Source organism: Parabacteroides sp. AT13, from assembly GCF_002272965.1.
GTDB classification, from domain to species: Bacteria; Bacteroidota; Bacteroidia; order Bacteroidales; family Tannerellaceae; genus Parabacteroides; species Parabacteroides distasonis.
The window spans coordinates 1,468,213-1,487,696 of record NZ_NQMH01000001.1; the positions used below are offsets into that span (position 1 = coordinate 1,468,213).

17 protein-coding genes are annotated in these 19,484 nt (G+C 45.4%); 9 read left to right on the top strand and 8 right to left on the bottom strand.

Translation table 11 applies throughout. From position 1 onward, the window contains the following. Nucleotides 1-31: 31 nt before the first annotated feature. Nucleotides 32-2,815: an excinuclease ABC subunit UvrA gene (uvrA, locus tag CI959_RS06365; protein WP_057316264.1), complete on the bottom strand. Its 2,784-nt coding sequence runs from the start codon at nt 2,813-2,815 to the stop codon at nt 32-34. A gap of 206 nt (nt 2,816-3,021) precedes the next feature. Here uvrA and CI959_RS06370 point away from each other — a divergent pair, with 206 nt between their 5' ends. From CI959_RS06370 to CI959_RS06395, 6 genes are all read left to right on the top strand, one after another. After that, nucleotides 3,022-4,551: a glycoside hydrolase family 10 protein gene (locus tag CI959_RS06370; RefSeq protein ID WP_036651701.1), complete on the top strand. Its 1,530-nt coding sequence runs from the start codon at nt 3,022-3,024 to the stop codon at nt 4,549-4,551. 12 nt (nt 4,552-4,563) lie between these two features. Continuing rightward, entirely contained in the window at nt 4,564-5,418 is an 855-nt protein-coding gene (locus tag CI959_RS06375) for a helix-turn-helix transcriptional regulator (protein WP_005859912.1), read from the top strand. Nucleotides 5,419-5,550: 132 nt separating this feature from the next. Further along, nucleotides 5,551-6,126, top strand: a complete 576-nt coding sequence (locus CI959_RS06380; RefSeq protein WP_057316262.1) for a DUF5119 domain-containing protein — start codon at nt 5,551-5,553, stop codon at nt 6,124-6,126. Next, entirely contained in the window at nt 6,123-7,154 is a 1,032-nt protein-coding gene (locus tag CI959_RS06385; protein WP_057316260.1) for a DUF5119 domain-containing protein, read from the top strand. The genes CI959_RS06380 and CI959_RS06385 overlap by 4 nt, the downstream gene beginning before the upstream one ends. Nucleotides 7,155-7,207: 53 nt before the next feature. After that, on the top strand, nt 7,208-8,194 hold the full coding sequence (locus tag CI959_RS06390) for a fimbrillin family protein (protein ID WP_011967250.1): 987 nt from the start codon (nt 7,208-7,210) through the stop codon (nt 8,192-8,194). A 988-nt stretch (nt 8,195-9,182) separates the two neighbouring features. Next, entirely contained in the window at nt 9,183-9,593 is a 411-nt protein-coding gene (locus CI959_RS06395) for a hypothetical protein (protein WP_009016597.1), read from the top strand. 94 nt (nt 9,594-9,687) lie between these two features. On the opposite strand, the gene CI959_RS06400 is transcribed toward CI959_RS06395, so the two are convergent. Beyond that, on the bottom strand, nt 9,688-10,416 hold the full coding sequence (locus tag CI959_RS06400) for a nitroreductase family protein (RefSeq protein WP_005859925.1): 729 nt from the start codon (nt 10,414-10,416) through the stop codon (nt 9,688-9,690). 55 nt (nt 10,417-10,471) lie between these two features. Next, on the bottom strand, nt 10,472-11,161 hold the full coding sequence (locus CI959_RS06405; RefSeq protein WP_057316258.1) for a type 1 glutamine amidotransferase domain-containing protein: 690 nt from the start codon (nt 11,159-11,161) through the stop codon (nt 10,472-10,474). 162 nt (nt 11,162-11,323) lie between these two features. Between CI959_RS06405 and CI959_RS06410 the strand changes: the two genes are divergently transcribed. Further along, nucleotides 11,324-11,851 (top strand): AAA family ATPase, encoded by a 528-nt coding sequence (locus CI959_RS06410; protein WP_333559338.1) that lies wholly within the window; start codon nt 11,324-11,326, stop codon nt 11,849-11,851. Nucleotides 11,852-11,954: 103 nt separating this feature from the next. On the opposite strand, the gene CI959_RS06415 is transcribed toward CI959_RS06410, so the two are convergent. Both CI959_RS06415 and CI959_RS06420 read right to left on the bottom strand, forming a co-directional pair. After that, nucleotides 11,955-12,473 carry a DUF3868 domain-containing protein gene (locus CI959_RS06415; protein ID WP_011967248.1) on the bottom strand — a complete coding sequence of 173 codons (519 nt, stop codon included), beginning with the start codon at nt 12,471-12,473 and terminating at the stop codon, nt 11,955-11,957. A 12-nt stretch (nt 12,474-12,485) separates the two neighbouring features. Then, nucleotides 12,486-13,046, bottom strand: a complete 561-nt coding sequence (locus CI959_RS06420; RefSeq protein ID WP_011967247.1) for a DUF3575 domain-containing protein — start codon at nt 13,044-13,046, stop codon at nt 12,486-12,488. Between the two features lie 152 nt (nt 13,047-13,198). Between CI959_RS06420 and CI959_RS06425 the strand changes: the two genes are divergently transcribed. Then, nucleotides 13,199-14,332 carry a clostripain-related cysteine peptidase gene (locus CI959_RS06425; RefSeq protein WP_057316256.1) on the top strand — a complete coding sequence of 378 codons (1,134 nt, stop codon included), beginning with the start codon at nt 13,199-13,201 and terminating at the stop codon, nt 14,330-14,332. A gap of 111 nt (nt 14,333-14,443) precedes the next feature. Here the strand turns inward: CI959_RS06425 and CI959_RS21485 are convergent, their stop codons facing one another. Further along, nucleotides 14,444-14,596: a hypothetical protein gene (locus CI959_RS21485; protein WP_008778811.1), complete on the bottom strand. Its 153-nt coding sequence runs from the start codon at nt 14,594-14,596 to the stop codon at nt 14,444-14,446. Between the two features lie 33 nt (nt 14,597-14,629). Further along, on the bottom strand, nt 14,630-17,002 hold the full coding sequence (locus tag CI959_RS06430) for a lamin tail domain-containing protein (RefSeq protein ID WP_057316254.1): 2,373 nt from the start codon (nt 17,000-17,002) through the stop codon (nt 14,630-14,632). Nucleotides 17,003-17,156: 154 nt separating this feature from the next. Here CI959_RS06430 and CI959_RS06435 point away from each other — a divergent pair, with 154 nt between their 5' ends. Next, the gene (locus CI959_RS06435) at nt 17,157-18,167 is read left to right on the top strand and encodes an aspartate-semialdehyde dehydrogenase (protein WP_005859941.1); all 1,011 of its coding nucleotides are present in this window, start codon (nt 17,157-17,159) and stop codon (nt 18,165-18,167) included. A 95-nt stretch (nt 18,168-18,262) separates the two neighbouring features. On the opposite strand, the gene CI959_RS06440 is transcribed toward CI959_RS06435, so the two are convergent. Next, nucleotides 18,263-19,483 (bottom strand): DcaP family trimeric outer membrane transporter, encoded by a 1,221-nt coding sequence (locus CI959_RS06440; protein WP_029257155.1) that lies wholly within the window; start codon nt 19,481-19,483, stop codon nt 18,263-18,265. Nucleotide 19,484: the final 1 nt, after the last annotated feature.

Genomic DNA, 19,484 nt, shown 5'->3' on the forward strand with positions numbered 1-19,484 from the left:
CTATTTACATTTGTCTTTTTATATCGTCTCCTTATAACTTATCCCTTAAAAACCTTCCGGTATAGGATGCCTCGCAAGCCGCTATCTCCTCCGGTGTGCCGGCACAAACCAACTGCCCGCCGGCCTTTCCGCCTTCCGGTCCTAAATCGATCACATAATCCGCACATTTGATCACATCCATATTATGCTCGATAATTACCACGGAGTGACCTTTCTCGATCAAGGCATTGAAAGCTTTCAACAAAGTCTTGATATCATGAAAATGTAAACCGGTCGTAGGCTCGTCGAAAACGAACAAGGTAGGTTGCTGCTTCTCTTGGCCTAAGTAATAAGCCAGTTTCACACGTTGGTTCTCACCACCGGATAAAGTGGAGGAAGTCTGTCCCAGCTTGATATAGCCCAAACCTACGTCTTGCAGCGGTTTCAAGCGTTTCACGATCTTCTTCTCTTGGGAGCCGGAACCTTTCTCGAAGAACTCGATCGCTTGATTCACGGTCATTTCCAACACATCGTATATGTTAGCGCCTTGATACTCTACATCCAATACATCCTGCTTGAAGCGTTTGCCGTGGCAAGCCTCGCATTCCAAGGTGATATCCGCCATAAACTGCATCTCTACCGTGATTTTGCCCTCGCCCTTACATTCCTCGCAGCGACCTCCTTCTTTATTAAAGGAAAAATAAGCGGCGTTATATCCCATCTGCTTCGCAAGAGGCTGCTCACCGAATAGTTTACGGATCTCATCGTAAGCGCCGATATACGTCACAGGGTTCGAGCGAGAACTCTTTCCGATCGAGTTCTGGTCTACAAACTCAATCGCCTGAATCATATTCAAATCTCCACTGATACCGGAGCAATCTACGGTCAGGCGAGCGGCATCATCCAAATGGCGTTTCACGCCCTCGTAGAAAATATCACGAACCAAGGAACTTTTACCCGAACCGCTCACGCCGGTAACCACCGTCATCACGTTCAAAGGAAACTTCACGTCCACACCCTTTAAGTTATTCTTCCGAGCCCCTGTCACTTCTATATAATTATTCCACGGACGCCGATAAGGCGGGATCTCGATCTGATCCTCTCCCGTCAAATAACGTACCGTATGGCTATCGCTACATTTCCGGAGGTTATTCACATCGCCTTGATAAACGACCTCACCCCCCAAACGCCCCGCTTTCGGACCGATATCGATGATATAATCCGCCGCACGGATAATCTCCTCATCATGTTCCACCACGACCACGGTATTCCCCAAGGCTTGCAACTGTCGCAATACCTTGATCAACAAATCCGTATCCCGGGAATGCAGACCGATACTCGGCTCATCCAAAATATACAACGAACCCACCAAGCTACTACCCAACGAGGTAGCCAGATTGATACGTTGGCTCTCTCCTCCGGATAAAGAGGCCGAGAGGCGATCTAAAGCCAGATAACCCAACCCCACATCCAACAGGAATTGCAAGCGATTATTGATTTCCGTGAGCAAACGTTTAGCGATCGCCGCATCCGTCTCGTCCAGTTCCAGTTGATCAAAGAAAGCCTTTGCCTCCGAAACCGGCATCGTCACCAGCTCGGCGATATTCTTACCGCCCACTTGCACATACAGCGCTTCCGGCCTCAAGCGGCTCCCCTTACAAACCGGGCAAGTCGTCTTTCCCCGATAGCGGGCTTGCATCACCCGGTATTGTATCTTATAAAGATTCTCTTCCACGAACTTAAAGAAATCGTCGATGCCGTGTAAACCTCTCGCCCCATGCCACAACAAATCCTTCTCTTTCTGTGTCAGGTCGTAATACGGGCGGTGGATCGGGAAGTTATATTTCTCGCTCTTCACAATAAAGTCTTTCAGCCATTCCCCCATCACCTCACCTTTCCAGCAAACCACGGCTCCTTGGTAGACAGACAAACTTTTATCGGGCACCACCAGATTCTCATCGATGCCCAGCACCTTACCGAACCCCTCACAAGTCGGACAAGCGCCCAACGGATTATTAAAGCTAAACATCATATCGGTAGGCTCCTCGAATATCATGCCATCCGCCTCAAACTTCTTCGAGAATTCCTTCACGACTACCCCTTCCTCCGTATAAATACGAATCAAACAGGTACCATGGCCCTCAAAGAAAGCGGTCTCGGCCGAATCCGCCAAACGGCTTTTCAAGGTCTTATCGTCCGATACCGTCAGGCGGTCCACCAACAACTCGATCGGGTAAGACAGCAACTCCTCGCTGGCCAGTACCTCCGAGATACGATATACCGTATCATTCACCGACAGACGGGCATATCCTTCTTTCCGCAAGATCTCCAGCTGTTCCTTCATATCCCGGCCTTCCGGCAAGACAACCGGAGCGAATACGGCAAAACGAGTTCCTTCGGGATATCGCATGACCTCCTTGATAATATCGCTCACCTGATGTTTTTTCACCTCGGTGCCGGAAACCGGCGATATCGTCTTCCCGACGCGAGCATATAACAAGCGTAAATACTCATAAATCTCGGTAGATGTACCGACCGTGGAACGCGGATTACGGGTATTCACCTTCTGCTCGATAGCGATAGCGGGCGGTATTCCCTTAATATAGTCGCATTCCGGCTTACTCATCCTCCCCAAGAACTGGCGGGCGTAAGCGGATAAACTCTCTACATACCGACGCTGTCCCTCCGCATAAAGGGTATCGAACGCCAACGATGATTTTCCACTCCCCGACAGCCCGGTTATCACCACCAGCTTGTCCCTCGGAATCTCTACATCTATATTTTTCAAGTTGTTGACACGTGCCCCCTTGATGAAAATCGAATTGCTCTCAGACATATTACCTTTATCTTTTTCTTTAACGCAAAGATAGCCAAAACTAACCGATTCTGCCCTATCTTCATCGAACTAATTCACACAGTTAGACAGGGTGTGCCTCGTCTCTACTGCCAAGTAAATAAAATAACAAGGGTGAAATATTTCATATTTACAGGGAATCTTCTACATTTGTTGAAAATTTCATAGACAAACACAGCAAGGCACCCATGTACATTAAATATTTTCGCTTCTTAGTAGCGATTCTCTTTTGTGCGATAACCTCATGTTCTACGGTTCGCGAGAAGCCTCGTCCGGCTACGAGTACGGGCAAGGAGGCCAAGCGAGAGTTTAGGGGAGCATGGATACAGACCGCTTTTCAAGGCGAATACAAGGATATGACTCCCGCCCGGATGAAAAAAGACTTCATCCGCAAGCTTAATTACCTGCAAGCATGCGGCATCAACGCCATCATCTTTCAGGTGCGCCCCGAGGCGGACGCTTTCTATAAATCCGATATCGAGCCGTGGAGCCGCTTCTTCACCGGAGAGCAGGGCGTAGCCCCGGCAGGTGAGTTCGACCCGATGGCCTTCCTGATCCAAGAATGCCATAAACGGAACATGGAGTTTCACGCTTGGTTGAATCCTTACCGGGCGAGCACGGCGGGAAACACCCGTTTCGCCGATTCCCACATCTATCATAAGCATCCCGAATGGTTTGTCACCTATAATAAACAAATCCTTTTCGACCCGGGATTGCCGGAAAGCCGTCAGTTTATCTGCCGGGTAGTGCGTGATATCGTCGGCCGTTACGACGTGGACGCGATCCATATGGACGATTATTTCTATCCCTATCCTGCGGCGGGTATGCCTTTCCCTGATGATAACAGCTTCCGGAAATACGGCTTGCGAAAAGGATACAGCGAGGCGCAAAGGAACGATTGGCGCCGGGAGAACGTGAATACCCTGATCCGGGAATTGAAACGTACCATCCTGCTCACCAAGCCTTGGGTACGCTTCGGTATCAGTCCCTTCGGCATCTACCGCAACAAGAAAAGCACCGCGGACGGATCGGGTAGCAATACCAACGGTCTGCAAAACTACGACGACCTCTACGCCGATATCACCTATTGGGTACAGCAAGGTTGGATCGATTATAACATCCCCCAGATCTATTGGGAGATCGGACACCCGGCGGCGGATTACATCACGCTTATCAAATGGTGGGACAAAAACGCCAACGGAGGTCATTTATATATCGGGCAAGACGTGGCCCGCACCATGAAAGCGGACCAATTAACCCGCAAGATGCGTTACGAGCGTGCCTTGCCTCACGTGAGCGGCAATTGTTTCTGGCCCGCCAATGAGATTCTATGGAACAACAAGGGCGTAGCCGACAGCCTGAAACGGAACTACCACCGTTACCCGGCCCTTATCCCGGCCTATACCCATATGCATAACCGTCCGCCAAAAGACGTAAGCAAGCTAAAGACCGAATGGACACCCAAGGGCTTCCTCTTGCACTGGCAAGCGGAGCAAAGCCCCACGAATCCGGAGCTAGCCTCTTATTTCGTGGTTTATCGCTTTAACGACAAAGAGGCAATAGACACGAGCGATCCCTCGAAGATCGTGGCTATCACCCGGGAAACCGGCTACTTGATGCCTTACGAGAAAGGTAAGGTAAAATATCGCTATGTAGTGACCGCCGTAGATCGCTTTCACAACGAGAGCGAGGGCAAGACAAAGAAAGTAAAATTATAAAGACAACAATATATGTTAACCGACCATCGCTGCACCAAATATACCGACTGTTCCTCTTGTAGTTTCTACCAGAGGGACATATTCAAGTATCGTCTTTATCCGAAAGGGTACGTGATCCCTCAGACAAGATGCATGCAGAACATGGTCTTTTTCCTAGTCAAGGGAGAGATCTGGCTGAACAGCGAGGAGCACCCGGACACCACGTTCCGGGGCGGACAGTTCGTATTGCAACCGATCGGCTCGAAAGTGGAGTGCAAGGTACTCGACTACACCGAATGTATCATCTATCTCTTCGAGCGTCCGCAAAACATATGCGACAATCGTTTCAACAAAGGCATCTCCATCGTGGAGAACGAACGCCAGCAGCCCATCGTAATGACGATGGTCCCGCCGATACAACTCTTCATCGAGGGCATGAAGCTTTACCTCAACGATGATTTAAGATGCTCCGGACTGATGCAAGCCAAACGCTCGGAGATGGTCTACTTGCTGAACTGCTACTACCCCATCAAGGAGCTAGCCGCCTTTTACGCCCCGATTTACCGGTATAGCCACAGTTTCCAGTATTTCGTGATGCAGAACTACCAAAAGGCAAAAGACGTGGAGACCTTCGCCCAATTGGGAGGCTACAGCGTACCCACCTTCCGCCGTATCTTCAAGGATACGTTTGGAGAGCCCGCTTATCAATGGATGCTGAAACGCAAATGCCAAGACATTCATAACGACCTTATCATGACAGAGCTTTCCATATCCGAGATTTGCTACAAGTATGGCTTTGAGTCGCTTTCCAACTTCTCGCACTTCTGCAGGGCTAATTTCGGCCAATCTCCCCGCTCTGTCCGTTCTCTAAAGGATGAAAATACATAATATTCAATGATTTTTTTAAAATCTCTCAACTTTTGCAACTCTTTGGACAAAAATAACAATTCTCCCCTTTAGCATTCCCTATACATTTGCGTCCAGAAGATCAATCATAATTGATTTTCAAAGATAAATAAAATGTATAGGTACAATAAGACAAGTATTATCTTAAAGATCTCTATCGCGGTTTTATTCATTATCGGCATGGTGCTGGAATGTAGTTGCGAGAGATCTGAGGAACCGGAGAAAAGAGGCACGGGCTACATCACTTGCACCCTTCGTTGGGATAGCGTGGTAGCAGTTTCCCCGGTACCGGAGAAACTTCGCTATTGTATCTACCCGTCGGAGGGCGGGCCGATGATACAGACGGATGGGAACGCCAATGGCATCACCCTGTTCTTACCACCGGATAAATATAATGTATTGGTTTTCAATTACGACGCGAAAAACATAGGTTTTCGTAATATGTCGAAGTTCGAGGAAGCGGAAGCATATATCTCCTCTCTAGAGGATCTGGAGGCATGTCAAGACGAGGTGATCCCGTTATATGTCGCCACGATCCGTTCGGTAGAGGTTGAGGGGGATACGGAGAAGCATAAGGAATTGACCTTGTCGCCGTTTTTCCTATCGAAGGATAGTTCCTTGAATCTAAGCAATGAAAGGAAAGGGATCGCGAACAATATCAACGGGCTAAAGAAAACGAGTATCCGATGAGAGAGAGCCGGTTATTTATCATCTTGATCTCGCTTGTCATGGGATTGGTGGGATGCTCGAAAGAGACTATGATCGGCGAGTATGTAGACCGTTGCGCGGTGCGCCTCGACATAGATTGGGGTCCTTGCGGTATCGACCCGGATGGTATGACCGTGCTCTTTTACCCGGTCGATGGAGGGGAGCCAAGCCGTTTCCTTACCAACATGGTCACGGGTGACGAGGTGCGATTGAGGAAAGGGATCTATAACGTAGTGGTATTTAACCAAGCGGCCGAAGAATACAGTTATCTCACGATCGAGGGTCAAGATCAATACAGCACCCTGCGGATCGTGATGAAGACGACGGAAAGCGATTGGTACACGCCCACCGAGGGAGAGCGGCTGATCTACGATCCGGAACCTTTAGCGGTAGCTACATTGGAGGGTTTTGAGGTGACGCAAGAGATGGTACGGGCGAACCTTAAGGAGGGAAAGGAGTTTTCCTTGGCTTGCCGGCCCGAGAAGGTAATCTTCACGACCCATCTGTCCTTAGAGATAAAAGGATTGCACAACGTGCGGACTGCGAGGGGATCGATTAAAGGGATGGCGGATACATATTGGATAGCCAACAGTAAGACTGGGAGTAGCATAGCGACGCAACTCGTTGACTTCTCGGAAAAGACTTTTCACAAGAACTCAACGACCGATGGTATCTTATCCGGCTCTTACTTGACACTCGGCAGACCAAACGTCACATCGAAGGCCACGGACGAGATCAGTAATTTGCTTACGCTCTCCATCTTATTGGTCGATAACAAGACGGTCATTACGAAGCAATATGATATAGCTCCACGTGCTGCGATCAATAATGAGACGAAAGAGGTGAAAGTGGTGCTGGGTACCGGAGCCGATCCGGACGAGGAGGAAACTCCCGAGGATATTCCGCTGGAATTGCCAAACGTAAAGCCGGCAACTAATGGCGGCGAAGGAGGATTCGACGCAAGTATAGACAATTGGGGAGATGAAGTAGATATCGTGCTCCCCGCATAGATATAGAATAATAAATAGTAACAACATAAAACAACATTAAAAGACTAAGCGTTATGAAGACAAATTTATTCATTGCAGCATTAAGCCTAGTAGTATTGGCTGGCTGCTCAAGCGAAGATGAAATTGATACATTAGTGTCTAAGAGTGATAATGCGATTACTTTCGGGACTTATGTGGGGAAACAGACGAAGGCTTTAGATAAATCAGCCTTTGCTAAGGATGATAAATTCGGAGTGTCAGCATATTATGGCGATGGAACTTTCGAAGCAAACTTCATGAGTAATGAGACTATTAGTACAACAGATGGCTCCACTTGGACCTATACCAACACGAAATATTGGCCAGAAGGTAACCCTGTTTCATTTGTAGCTTATTATCCGAATTTGACAACTGCCCCTACAATAACTGATGGTGCAACAGCAATTCCTTTTACTGTGAAGAACGATGCTACAGAACAGGTTGATTTCATGTGGTCAACAGTTAAGGCTGCCACTAAAGATGATAAAAATGGAACAGCAATCAATGGAATTACAAACACCACAACAGATGCCACAAGCGTTCCTTTTGTATTCCAGCACGGACTTTCCAAAATTTCGTTTAAAGCAAAATTGGGTGAAGCATCCTATTCTGGCGTAACTATTAAAGTCAAAAGTATAAAAATCAATGGAGTCAAGAATAAAGGTACATTTACAATTCCTGCAGATTTGACTGCCGGTACATGGGCAACCGAAGATGCAGCAACAAATGATTATACAGTTTCAGAGACTAATGGCAAAGAGATAGCAAGTACTACCGCAGACAGCATAGGAGAATCATTACTTATGATCCCACAAGACATGAAAGGCAAGACTATAGAAATAGCCTATGATCTCGTTTACACTAATCCAGCCCAAACGATTTCTAACACAAAAGCAATTGTTTTAGATGACAAAAGCAATTGGGTGATGAACCAACAATACACATATACCCTAACAATCTCATTAGAGACTGTTCAATTAACAGCTAGCGTTGGTCAATTTGGAGCGAATATAGATTTATAAAATCATCAACCGTATGCCGGTATCAAAACTGGTTTAAATAAAAATCTTATCCTTGAATGAATCACATTGGTTCATTTGAGGATAAGATTTTATTTAACATAAAAAGCTAAACCTCCACTGTCAAATATATCACAAACTCTATTTGTTAACTAAACACACACTACCCTATCTTTTTGACTCATATAGGCTATATTCCGTGACATTCTCTATCAACAAGAATCACGAAACAGCACCAAAGACATCCCCATAAACCGCCTTTTACCCCTCGAAAGCCCCCCTTTTCACACACAATAGGTCGCGAAAGCCAACGCGAAAGGCTGCGTTAGGCGACACATATGGTTACGTTGGGCATCGTAAGCAGCTAAGAATAGGGTTATAACCTAATGAGAAAGGCGTTATAACCTTATTATAACCCTATCGTAACCTTATGGAATAGCCCAAACACCCGGCAAACCATGAGTTACGATGAATTAATTTCGCTAGAATAAAAGGCCATTTTCCAACATCTGTCTGTCTACTAAACAATTGCTGTTTTTTTCTTGCGTATTTGGAAGCGAGACGTACATCCGCCCGAAATAATCGACTCTCACGGACTTCCGTTTACATTTTGTCAAAATGTCAATCCGCGAGGAAACTTCTCCCCACATAGCATACGGATATCAATTATTCTTCCTATATTTGCGATAATCCCTCATATCTAAGCGTAGGTCACTGAAGGAGGACATAAGTTAACGAAGAGCGTTTAAAGATATTATCCCGCATTGAAATCTCGACAATTTCAACTCCCGGGGATAATAGACAAGAAACGCTCACGTCAGTGCTATATTTACCAGTAATTGCTCTGGACGATATAACAGCATGGCGTGGGCTATTGTTTATTATTCGGGAGTGGGCAGTCGAGAGCCTCAATGCGGTAATATCAATAGTTTCCACGCTTCTGTATTTTTAGCCCGGCAACCGATGGAGACAGGTTGCCCTTATCCATTAAATGAAGACGATCCTCCTGTTACCCGTCTTGTCGCTATGGCTCCTGCTTGCCACGCAAGCCAATGCCCAAGTCTATCACCTACATTTATCCGACAACACTTGCCGGATAACAGAATGCGTTGATACTCCACAAGGCGTCAAGCCCTTGGGTCAGACATGGAAAGGAAACACCTTCCATGATCGTTTCACGCTAGATTTCGATCGCGCTATCTTCACGTGGGAAAAGGAAGGAAAAGAGACGTATGCCAACAAGATCATCAACCACACTGCCAAATACGCTCACCACTCATTCACCACGGAGCAGATTACCGCCAACCTCACCATCAACAGCCATCGAGCCGTCCTTCAACTTATCCACTTTCAGAATGGCCAATGGATACAAGTCACTTATTTTTGCGAGATAGGGAATTAACGGCTCATGCGAACATCTACAACATCTACCACTTATACTTGATATTTGTACTTTTTATTTGTGAGTGAAAATTCCAGCCTTAAAAAAGGAAGCCTTAAAGTTTACGATAAACATCTTCAAAAGGTACTCTGCAACGTTCCCCCCAAATGCCTTTATTTCCATCCCGTATCCCACAAGGAATAGCCATGTTTATTTCAGCACCATGAGGTAGTTTCAATGTCCTTTTTAGCCGACGGCTGTCCAGCCCTTCTAAGGGGCACGTGTCATAGCCTTCGTTTGCCATCGCAATCATAAACGTTTGTGCGGCAAGCGCACAGGATTTATGGGCTGTCACACGTATGTCATTCTCGGAAACTTCAAGCATCATAGGACGGAAAATACTGATTATATTAGCCAACAATTTCCTAAGCAATCCGAGAATACCGAAGAACCGGGCATAAACAAAGGGCATCAATATACCGTAATATATTTCCCGATCCTTAATACGTTTGGCCTGACGTTCTTTAGGACTGTAATGACGAATGTTCTCCCGTTCAAAATTGAGTACGAATCGCGCATGTTTCTTGTACCAGTCACGCCGAACCACAAAAATGACAATTTGTGAAGCGGTAGAAGCCGCTTTCTGACCAAGGCAGTCCCTTGAAATTTTTGCCAATAATTCAGGTTCTGTAATATGGTAAAATTCCCATAATTGCATATCAGAACTGTTAGGAGCCAATGTAGCCAGTTCCAAACAATGTTTTACCTTTTCCGTATCTATTGGTTTTTCTTTATCATACACCCGTACAGAACGACGATGATGAAGGACTTCATCTAAATTCATAATGATACTGATTTGAATTAAACATTTATTCCCAGCTGATTACTTCAGCCATTTATTATTGTGCTTTATTTAATTGCCGCATAACGACCTTCGCCATTTCTTTAGAACTGAACGGGTCCTGCCCAGTAATCAGATTATTATCTACAACTACTTTTGAAGTCATAGGTATCAATGCTTTTTCATAATCCGCTCCTCTCTCTTTCAACAACGCTTCAAGATCAAAAGGCACGTCTTCTTTTCTTCTGGCAAGACTTTCCTCAAACCAACTGAATCCCGTCAGCTTTTTGCCTTTAATCATATATTCGCCATTGGATAGTTTGACATTCAACAACCCACTGACCCCGTGGCAGATGGCCGACACTATCCTCCCACTTTCATCCTGTTTCCTTACGATAGTCTTTAAAGCTTCATTGTCAGGAAAGTCATACATCGCACCGTGTCCGCCGGCTAAATAGACACAATCAAACTGTTGTTCCAACAGGTTATCCAAACTGTTTGCATGATCCAACAGCTTTTTGAATTCTGGCTTTTCCCAATACTTTTCGGACATTTCATCTAAAAAAATTGCTTTTAAACTTTCGGGATCAATGGGAGTATAACCTCCTTTAGGATTGGCTACCGTTATGTCATAGCCGCTTTCTTTTGCACTATGATAGATATGAGTAAACTCACTAAGCCATAATCCGGTCGCGAGTTTCCCATTGGCAAAAGTCCCTGTGCTAGTAACTATTATTAAAATCTTCATGATAATCAAATTATTGATTCATATTCTTTAAAAGAAAACATACACATGGATAGATTGTTTTTCAGAATATGGAATCTTTAACATAATCCGAAAATATGAAAACCTGCAAATCCTTTCAAATGCTATCTCTATCCACCAGCATTCGATAAGGAGAAATTACCGATCCCTTTCCTATTACCTCCGGGAGGAAGCAATTTGATGAATATCGTTTCCATGATGCCCAAGTTGAAAGAAGAATTAAGAACTATTTTCAACGACTATGGCTTGAAATATGTCTTCGATACCAATAGCCAGGAGATTAAAGTAATGAAAGAAAAGAAACCGGGAGAGATATTTTTAATTCCATTTCATTCCATAGCCGATACCCTGCAGCGTATGATTTTCTACAAAGCGGCTATTGAAAGTAACAGTGAGTCCGCATTAGTTTTTGAAGAACCGGAAGCCCACTCATACCCTCCTTTCATATCAAAGGTAACGCAGGATATTATCCAATCGGACAGAAACCAGTTTTTTATAACGACACACAGTCCTTATGTGGTTAACGACTTTCTGGAATTACCGAGTGACCAACTTGCCATTTACCTAGTTGACTTCAGGAATGGGGAAACTTTCGTGAAAAGAGCCAGTGACACAGAAGTACAAGAAATGTACGAATATGGCATCGACCTATTTTTCAACACTGAAACATAGCGAAAGATACAGAACACATTGCAGGCACAAGCCCATACCCAAGTCTACCGCCTACGCTTATTCGACAGTACTTACAGGATAACGGAATGCGTTAAAAACCATTTTACGGAATGTCCAAATGTTCTGTCAATACGTTTACGAATGTTCGTAATGGCGCACCTTCATAATTATCCAACTCCCCAACCAATATCAACGCGGCGTTCTTCATCCATGGCTGGTATGGGATAGATAGTTCATAGGGGATTTCACGGATCAGTTCCGGGGTGTTCTTGATTACCGTATAAGCGTCGCCATCGGCGGCTTTCTTGCCTTCGAAAACTAAGGTACGGTCGAACATTTTTTGCTTGTTTACCCCGTTTAGTACTACCGGGGCCATAACTACGGAATCTCTGTCGCTACGCAACATCGGCATCAAGGACAGGGTTTGATATCGTCCCACGGAGAGTCCGCAGACACTGATCGTTAGGTCTAGACGCAAGGAGTTGCCCTCCCGCTCGATGCGGTTTTGCTTCACGGAGACTTGCCCCCGGTAAGATTGTATAGGTACCTGCGCTCCTGCCGGAAGAACAAGGCCGATCACAAGCAAGCATATATACAAGCATATATAAATGAATGTCTTCATAGATTTATCTCTTTATTTGATGATGTAAACGATACTGATACCCGCCTTTGTTAATCCCCAATACTCGTTGCGGAACTTGCCGATAGGCGCATCTCCTCTAGGAAAAGCGTACTTATCATATTCGAAATGCAAGTATCCGAAACCCGCCGTGAACTCCACGTTCCAACGGGGCGACACGTATAACTGATAACCATAAGAGATACCGCCGCCATAAGCGTTACCGTTATAACTATTCTTTTTCTCCATCCCATACAGGAGCTTCAAACCGGCGAAATCGTAATCTATATACTGGGCATGAACCCCGAAGAAATGTCCGTTGAAACGCTCGTGTATCCAGTAACGCGCCTCGGGCTGTATCATCCAATGCTTAAATGACTTATCGCTCGAGAATGTCCAACCGTTATAATACCCCGATGCCTCAACGGACCAATGCTTGTTGAAAGCGACCTCCGCCCCTATGTTCGGCGTAGTGATCGCGTCATAAAGCACATTGGTCTTCACGGCCACGACCTGTCCTTGAATATCTATAAAAGTTGGCAAAAGAAATACTAACAGTAAATATAGTTTATTCATATCTCCCGGTTCATTAGGTTTGTTTATTTAAGAGACAAAACCGTACAAATATAGATAATATTTATCAGTTCATTCGTACGTTAACTTATATAATATCCACGATTTACAAACGGAAAACGTTATCTTTGCAAGATAAATCCAGAATATGACTCATGAAGGCTAAATATATCGTGATTTTTCTCCTGTCACTCCTTTCGTTTGTCGCTTGCGATAAAGAGGAGGTCGTTATCCCTACTACCGCCCCTCGTACGGTTCTTATCTATTTCGCAGGAGATAATAGCTTGAGTGGATACGTGAGCCAAAACCTGAGGGCGATAAAGAAAGGGATTGAGCGAGATGGATTGAACAACGGCAATTTATTGATCTATACGGATAAGCAGAACGAGGCTCCCCAGCTTTTCCAATTAAAAGTGGAAGCGGATACCATCCGGCAGATCGTGCTCGAGACCTACGACTCGAACCAGAACTCGGCCTCTACCGAGACGCTGACGCAAATAATCGACAAGGTACAAAAGGAATATCCGGCGGATAGTTACGGGTTGGTGCTGTGGAGTCACGGAACGGGATGGCTACCTTCGGATATCTATAGCTATCTGCGTTCTTTCGGGCAGGATGGGAAGAATAATTTCATGGAGATCAATGATTTGGCCTCCGCTTTATCGAAGTATCATTTTGATTTTATTTTGTTCGACGCTTGTTATATGTCGTGTGCCGAGGTAGCTTACGCTTTCCGGGAATGTGCGGATTATATTATCGGCTCGCCAACGGAGATATTGGCGAACGGCTTCCCTTATCAATCGATAATGGGGGATATGTTCAAGAAAGAAGCTGATGTGGTGGGGATAGCGACAAAGTTTTATACGTATTATCAAAGTGAGGCAGGAACGATCTCGGTCATGAAAAGCGATGAGTTGGATGAATTGGCCGCTACTTGCCGTACCCTATTCCATGATAAGACGGAAAGTGATCTTTTCGCCGTACCCGTTAGCGAATTGCAGATCATGGAGTATTTGACGCCGAATTATCATGCCTTATATGATTTTGATGATTACGTGAGCCGTCTGGCCACGGAAGAGCAATATAACGCATTCAAGCGGAGCATGGAAAAGGCGGTTATTTACAAGGCTACTACACTCAAGGCGGTTTACGCTTATCCGTATCCGTATGGAAGCTATCTGCCGGTCAATAAATATAGCGGCCTATCTATCTATGTCCCCCAAGAAGCCTTGCCCAAACTAAATGAGTGGTACAAGGATCTTGAGTGGTATAAAGATGTATATCAATGATTAAAACTCATCTCTTAGCCAGCGTTTACCACGAGGGGTATACAGGAATATCAAGAAACCTGCCGCCATTATAGAAATAACCGTAAAGAATACTGCTAATAACATATTTCTCTATTTTAATAATGCGCTTCCTACTCCCAATACAAGAGCGGCAAAAGTTAATTTTGACAAATCGAAGAAATACTTTGAAGTATTTTCTCTTCTGTTCTTCATTAAATCCTGAGCCGCTTTTCTTTTTTCAATGTTACCGTTATAGTTACTCATAGCAAAAATACTAATATTATTTCACAAATGAACTTATTTCACTAAAAACACTTCCTTATATCGTTTTACCTGTCCTTGAGGATGAACAAGTTCCGCATAGAAAATATAAACGCCGGTTCTCACCTTGGAACCATTCACCGCAAGGCCGTTCCAAGCCAATTCACCTTCTATCCCTAATAAGTCATGATTTACCACCTCACTGATATGCCTTCCGGAGATATCAAATATCCAGGCTCGACAGGTATAGCCGGATTCATCAAGATGGTAGGAGATCGTATATTCCTTCGTTGCCTCAGAATAAACGGGAGACTCTATGCCCGTGACCTCGCCTTCATCTTGCTTTCCATATTGGGAATTCCGATAGCCGGGCGTACCGTATCCCGCCGTGGCCGAAGCCGAGGTCCAATTCATCTCATCCTGCGTATCGCTATCAGGATTAATCCGCTCCAAGGCAATCCCCTTCTCGTTTTTCACGGATGGGGCATGCCATTTAGAGGAATAACGAATCTCATCGATCATAACCTCATCTTCTGTACGAAACAGGACTAACGTAGCGGAGGTATTTGCCAAGACCGGAAGTTTTAATTCATGCAAAGCATCCGGCGAAGATATCAGATAAAAATCGCTCACTCCTCCCATACTTTTAGTCAGCAACACATAATCTTGTGGTTCTACCGGAGAGACTATAGAAGATAAAGGATAATGCGAACTCAATGTACCATCGGATTTACGAGTAGCAACAGACAGTCCGGCCAAAGGCAATGTCCGGTCCGAACGATTATAAAGCTCGATATACTCACTCCCTTCCGGGTAAGGATTCGGCAACAACTCATTAAAAACGATCTCATTGGGTAAGACTATAATGTCCGTGGGGATACCCGGTTTATGGGGAGTGTCCGGACGATCTGGATCTTCTGGTTCATCGTCAGGAGAAGAGTTCGCGGAACCCGGCGTGCCTCCTCGCTCATCCGTTGATAAATGAAAGCCGGTTTCAGAACGTTCCCAAGCGATACCGACTTTCGCTTTCTCATAGGCAATCCGGTCGATCTCCTTACCGGAAGGATCGAATAAAGCAAGCTCCTTCCCCGTGTTTACCAACGACGCCGGGAATTTATCCAAGGGCAGATCCAGCCCCGCATCATCAATATGTATATCCCTACCGGACCGATAAAGCACGACATACCCATCCGCATCCAAGAGCAAAGCTGTCAATACCGTTGGCTTACTACCATATAAGAATGACCAACCATTTAACTCTATAGCCTTATCCGTCGTATTATAAAGTTCCACATACTCCGTTTCCGGAAAAGCCTTTTGTCCTTTCGGATCAGCCATCACCTCATTAATACGGATACTACCGGCGGGGAAAGAAGGAGTATCCGGCACTTCCGGTTCCTCCGGAACGTCGGGCTCTTCTTCATATTCTAACCGAATCTCGGTAGAACTCTCCGGAATCTTATTTCCCTCAAGATCCATTAACCCCGAGCACAACAAATCATAACCCATACCAACCTTCAACTCCTTATCAAAGCTGATATTCACATAGATCCGCATATCATCCGCATAGGTCATACGAGAAGCATTACCGATACCCGATATAGAGAATATCGCCTCACGGATATCCACCGGAAGATTATATTGTAATTGGAAAACAGACTCGGTGATCGGTTGGATAGCAAGAAGCCGCGGAAGAACCAACGGCTCATCGGGCTCATTGGGTTCTTCTGGCTTTTCGGGAGTATCCGGCTTCTCTGGTTCGATCGAGATATTATCGGATATAATGATGTAGTTACACGCAAAATCATTTACTCGAGTTTTAGAATAGCGGCATTCAAAACGTAGTTGTCCCCCTTTACATGAAGAAGAAACTTCAGATTCACAACTCCCTATCAAGACAAACCTACCCTTCTCTAGCACATATAAGTTCCATATCTTATGATTTTCTAAAGTAAGTTTCACTTTCAAATCCACGGCTCCCAACAAGACATCGAGCGCTTTCTCTATTAATATCTTTGGATTCTTCTCTGTTGCGGTATGTTTCCGAAAAGTTATCGTTTTCTTATTACTGCCGATTTGGACATAATAATCGTTTTTTAATCCAAGCATCCTCTGATCATCTAAATAAACATGTAGCCGGATATGGTTTTGATCGCTTGGTTTGAAATCCATCCGAATCTCAAATTCCCATTCCATTGTAGCGGAATAAACGAGAGGAGTTTCTATGGAAACACTTTTCCGGGTAGGATCCGCACGTGAGACCAGCCATCCGTTCTCAATCACAAAGCAATCTAAATCACCCGTCCAAGGGTTATCCGATGTAATCTCCGGTCCATTAAACGGTTCTTTTAACTGGGGATAAGCGCAAAGCGGAAGTAAAAACGCAAGAATTAATAATAATTGTTTCATAGCTATATCGTTTTAGTTATAAATTTCTCTATCTTTGCACCCTAATAAGTTACAACTGTAAATAATAGGGCGCAAAAGGCAAAAATATGAAAGCCCTTTACAGACAGCAAAGTTATAACTATTTTACATTATTCAAATTAAATCAGTGCTCAAAATGAAAGTAGCAATTGTTGGTGTAAGTGGAGCCGTAGGACAGGAGTTCCTGCGTGTACTCGACCAGAGAAACTTCCCGATGGATGAGCTGGTACTTTTTGGCTCATCTCGTAGTGCCGGACGTGTTTATACCTTTCGAGGTAAACAGTATACCGTTAAGGAACTGAAGCATAACGACGACTTTAAGGGAATCGATGTTGCTTTTGTTTCAGCCGGAGGTGGTACTTCCAAGGAATTTGAGAAGACGATCACGAAACATGGTACGGTGATGATCGATAACTCCAGCGCGTTCCGTATGGACGAGGATGTTCCATTGGTCGTACCGGAAGTAAACCCGGAGGATGCCTTGAATCGTCCTCGTGGAGTGATCGCTAACCCGAATTGTACCACGATCCAGATGGTTGTAGCGTTGAAGGCGATCGAGAACTTATCTCATATCAAGCGTGTTCACGTATCTACTTATCAAGCTGCCAGTGGAGCAGGCGCTACCGCTATGGCTGAGTTGGTAAAACAATATGAGCAATTATTAAAGGGCGAGGAGCCTACAGTGGAGAAATTCGCTTATCAATTGGCATATAACGTAATCCCTCACGTAGACGTATTCACGGAAAATGGCTATACGAAAGAGGAGATGAAGATGTATAACGAGACCCGTAAGATCATGCACTCGGATATCGAGGTGAGCGCTACTTGTGTTCGCGTACCGGTTATGCGCGCGCATAGCGAATCTACTTGGGTAGAGACAGAGCGTCCGATCAGCGTGGAAGAGGCTCGCAAGGCTTTCGCCGAGGCTGAGGGTGTGGTATTGCAGGATGAACCGGCAAACAAGGATTATCCGATGCCGTTGTTCGTAGCGGATCACGATCCGGTTTACGTAGGCCGTATCCGTAAGGATATCAGCAACCCGAATGGTTTGACATTCTGGACCGTGAGCGACCAGATCAAGAAAGGCGCCGCTTTGAACGCCGTACAAATCGCCGAGTACTTGCTAAAGGTGGGTAATATCAAATAACAGACAACTTTGTAAATTCTATATACGTGGAAGCGGGATCAAGAGAATACTCTTATCCCGCTTTTTTATGCTTAGCGTAATTCCTCCATGCCTTCTCAAAACGTATAAATCAATACGCCCAATACCCGATGGTTGGTTATCGAATGTGTGTCATGAATCCGTCCGCCATCTTGCAAATCCACATTGCCATACCATGCGATGGAAGGGCTATATTCAACACCTAATTTCCAGTGCGGAAGATTATACGAAAGTTGCAGGTTGGTCGTAAATACCTGATCTACGTCCAGACCTACGCCATAGGTTTTGCCTACCAGTGCCTCATTCGCTCCCAAGTTCTTCAAATAGCCTAAGAACAAACCCGGTTTCCATTTCTTTCCGTACACGATATTCAACCAAGAAGTAGAGAAGAGATACGGCGAATATTCCTGTTCGCCGGTACGTGGGTCGATAGAGGTGACGCCGTAACCACCCAACATACAAGTCTGCGTCAAGTTAGAAGCCAGCAAGGTTTTCGCCATCACCAACCAATTCGCGTCCTGATATTTCACGTGCGCCTCGCCGGATACGGAAGAAACCCGCTCGCTGACTTTATAAATCTTGCCATCCACCTCGTTCTGCGTTCTCGGCACTAACGACAAGATTTCCATACCGGCTCCTACCTGCCAACCGGGTTTCTTATAATCCACCCCGAGATAGACTTCCGGCACGCAACTATTCTTGATATATTCCTCGCTCTTTCCGTTCGGTCCAGCCGATAGATATTGCAACTGCCATAGAACCGACCCGGTCAATTGCCACCCATTGTCCGTATAACGATAACGAATTTGCGGGCTGCGGTTAAAGGGCTGGAACGGGGCGCCGGTAGAAAGATTCAACATCTGTGGAAAGACCTCGCCAAATAGCGGATGCCATGTCTGTCCGATCAAGACAGCGGACTTGCCCCAATCCAGATTCACATAGGCATGACGGATACGGAGCACCGCCCAATTGCTACCCGAACCCCGGAAATCGGCCTCCAGTTTCAAGGAAGTCTTGGCCGAACCAACCTTCGGTCCTTGTACATCGATTCCCAAACGGGAGTAAAGCAGGTAAAAACTACCGTTCGGACTAGCGTTCAAGTCCTTGCCATCCGCATCCAACGCCACGTCCTTCGGATATAGGTGGAACAAACCATCCACGATCTCGGCATTCGCACGGGAATTATAGAACAAGTCTCCACGTACCTGTCCGTAAAATTTGTAAGAGAAGTTTTTCTTTTGCGCCTGTACGCATACCGCCATACATAGGCCGATCAAAAGAAGCAAGTTGCGTTTCATT

Bases quoted from the DNA above. Each gene is read 5' to 3' on its own strand.
- CI959_RS06435 (WP_005859941.1), top strand. From the start codon at position 17,157: ATGAAAGTAGCAATTGTTGGTGTAAGTGGAGCCGTAGGACAGGAGTTC.
- CI959_RS06395 (WP_009016597.1), top strand. From the start codon at position 9,183: ATGAAGACGATCCTCCTGTTACCCGTCTTGTCGCTATGGCTCCTGCTT.
- CI959_RS06440 (WP_029257155.1), bottom strand. From the start codon at position 19,483: ATGAAACGCAACTTGCTTCTTTTGATCGGCCTATGTATGGCGGTATGC.
- CI959_RS06390 (WP_011967250.1), top strand. From the start codon at position 7,208: ATGAAGACAAATTTATTCATTGCAGCATTAAGCCTAGTAGTATTGGCT.
- CI959_RS06380 (WP_057316262.1), top strand. From the start codon at position 5,551: ATGTATAGGTACAATAAGACAAGTATTATCTTAAAGATCTCTATCGCG.
- CI959_RS06385 (WP_057316260.1), top strand. From the start codon at position 6,123: ATGAGAGAGAGCCGGTTATTTATCATCTTGATCTCGCTTGTCATGGGA.
- CI959_RS06430 (WP_057316254.1), bottom strand. From the start codon at position 17,002: ATGAAACAATTATTATTAATTCTTGCGTTTTTACTTCCGCTTTGCGCT.
- CI959_RS06425 (WP_057316256.1), top strand. From the start codon at position 13,199: ATGAAGGCTAAATATATCGTGATTTTTCTCCTGTCACTCCTTTCGTTT.
- CI959_RS21485 (WP_008778811.1), bottom strand. From the start codon at position 14,596: ATGAGTAACTATAACGGTAACATTGAAAAAAGAAAAGCGGCTCAGGAT.
- CI959_RS06405 (WP_057316258.1), bottom strand. From the start codon at position 11,161: ATGAAGATTTTAATAATAGTTACTAGCACAGGGACTTTTGCCAATGGG.
- CI959_RS06400 (WP_005859925.1), bottom strand. From the start codon at position 10,416: ATGAATTTAGATGAAGTCCTTCATCATCGTCGTTCTGTACGGGTGTAT.
- CI959_RS06420 (WP_011967247.1), bottom strand. From the start codon at position 13,046: ATGAATAAACTATATTTACTGTTAGTATTTCTTTTGCCAACTTTTATA.
- CI959_RS06415 (WP_011967248.1), bottom strand. From the start codon at position 12,473: ATGAAGACATTCATTTATATATGCTTGTATATATGCTTGCTTGTGATC.
- uvrA (WP_057316264.1), bottom strand. From the start codon at position 2,815: ATGTCTGAGAGCAATTCGATTTTCATCAAGGGGGCACGTGTCAACAAC.
- CI959_RS06375 (WP_005859912.1), top strand. From the start codon at position 4,564: ATGTTAACCGACCATCGCTGCACCAAATATACCGACTGTTCCTCTTGT.
- CI959_RS06370 (WP_036651701.1), top strand. From the start codon at position 3,022: ATGTACATTAAATATTTTCGCTTCTTAGTAGCGATTCTCTTTTGTGCG.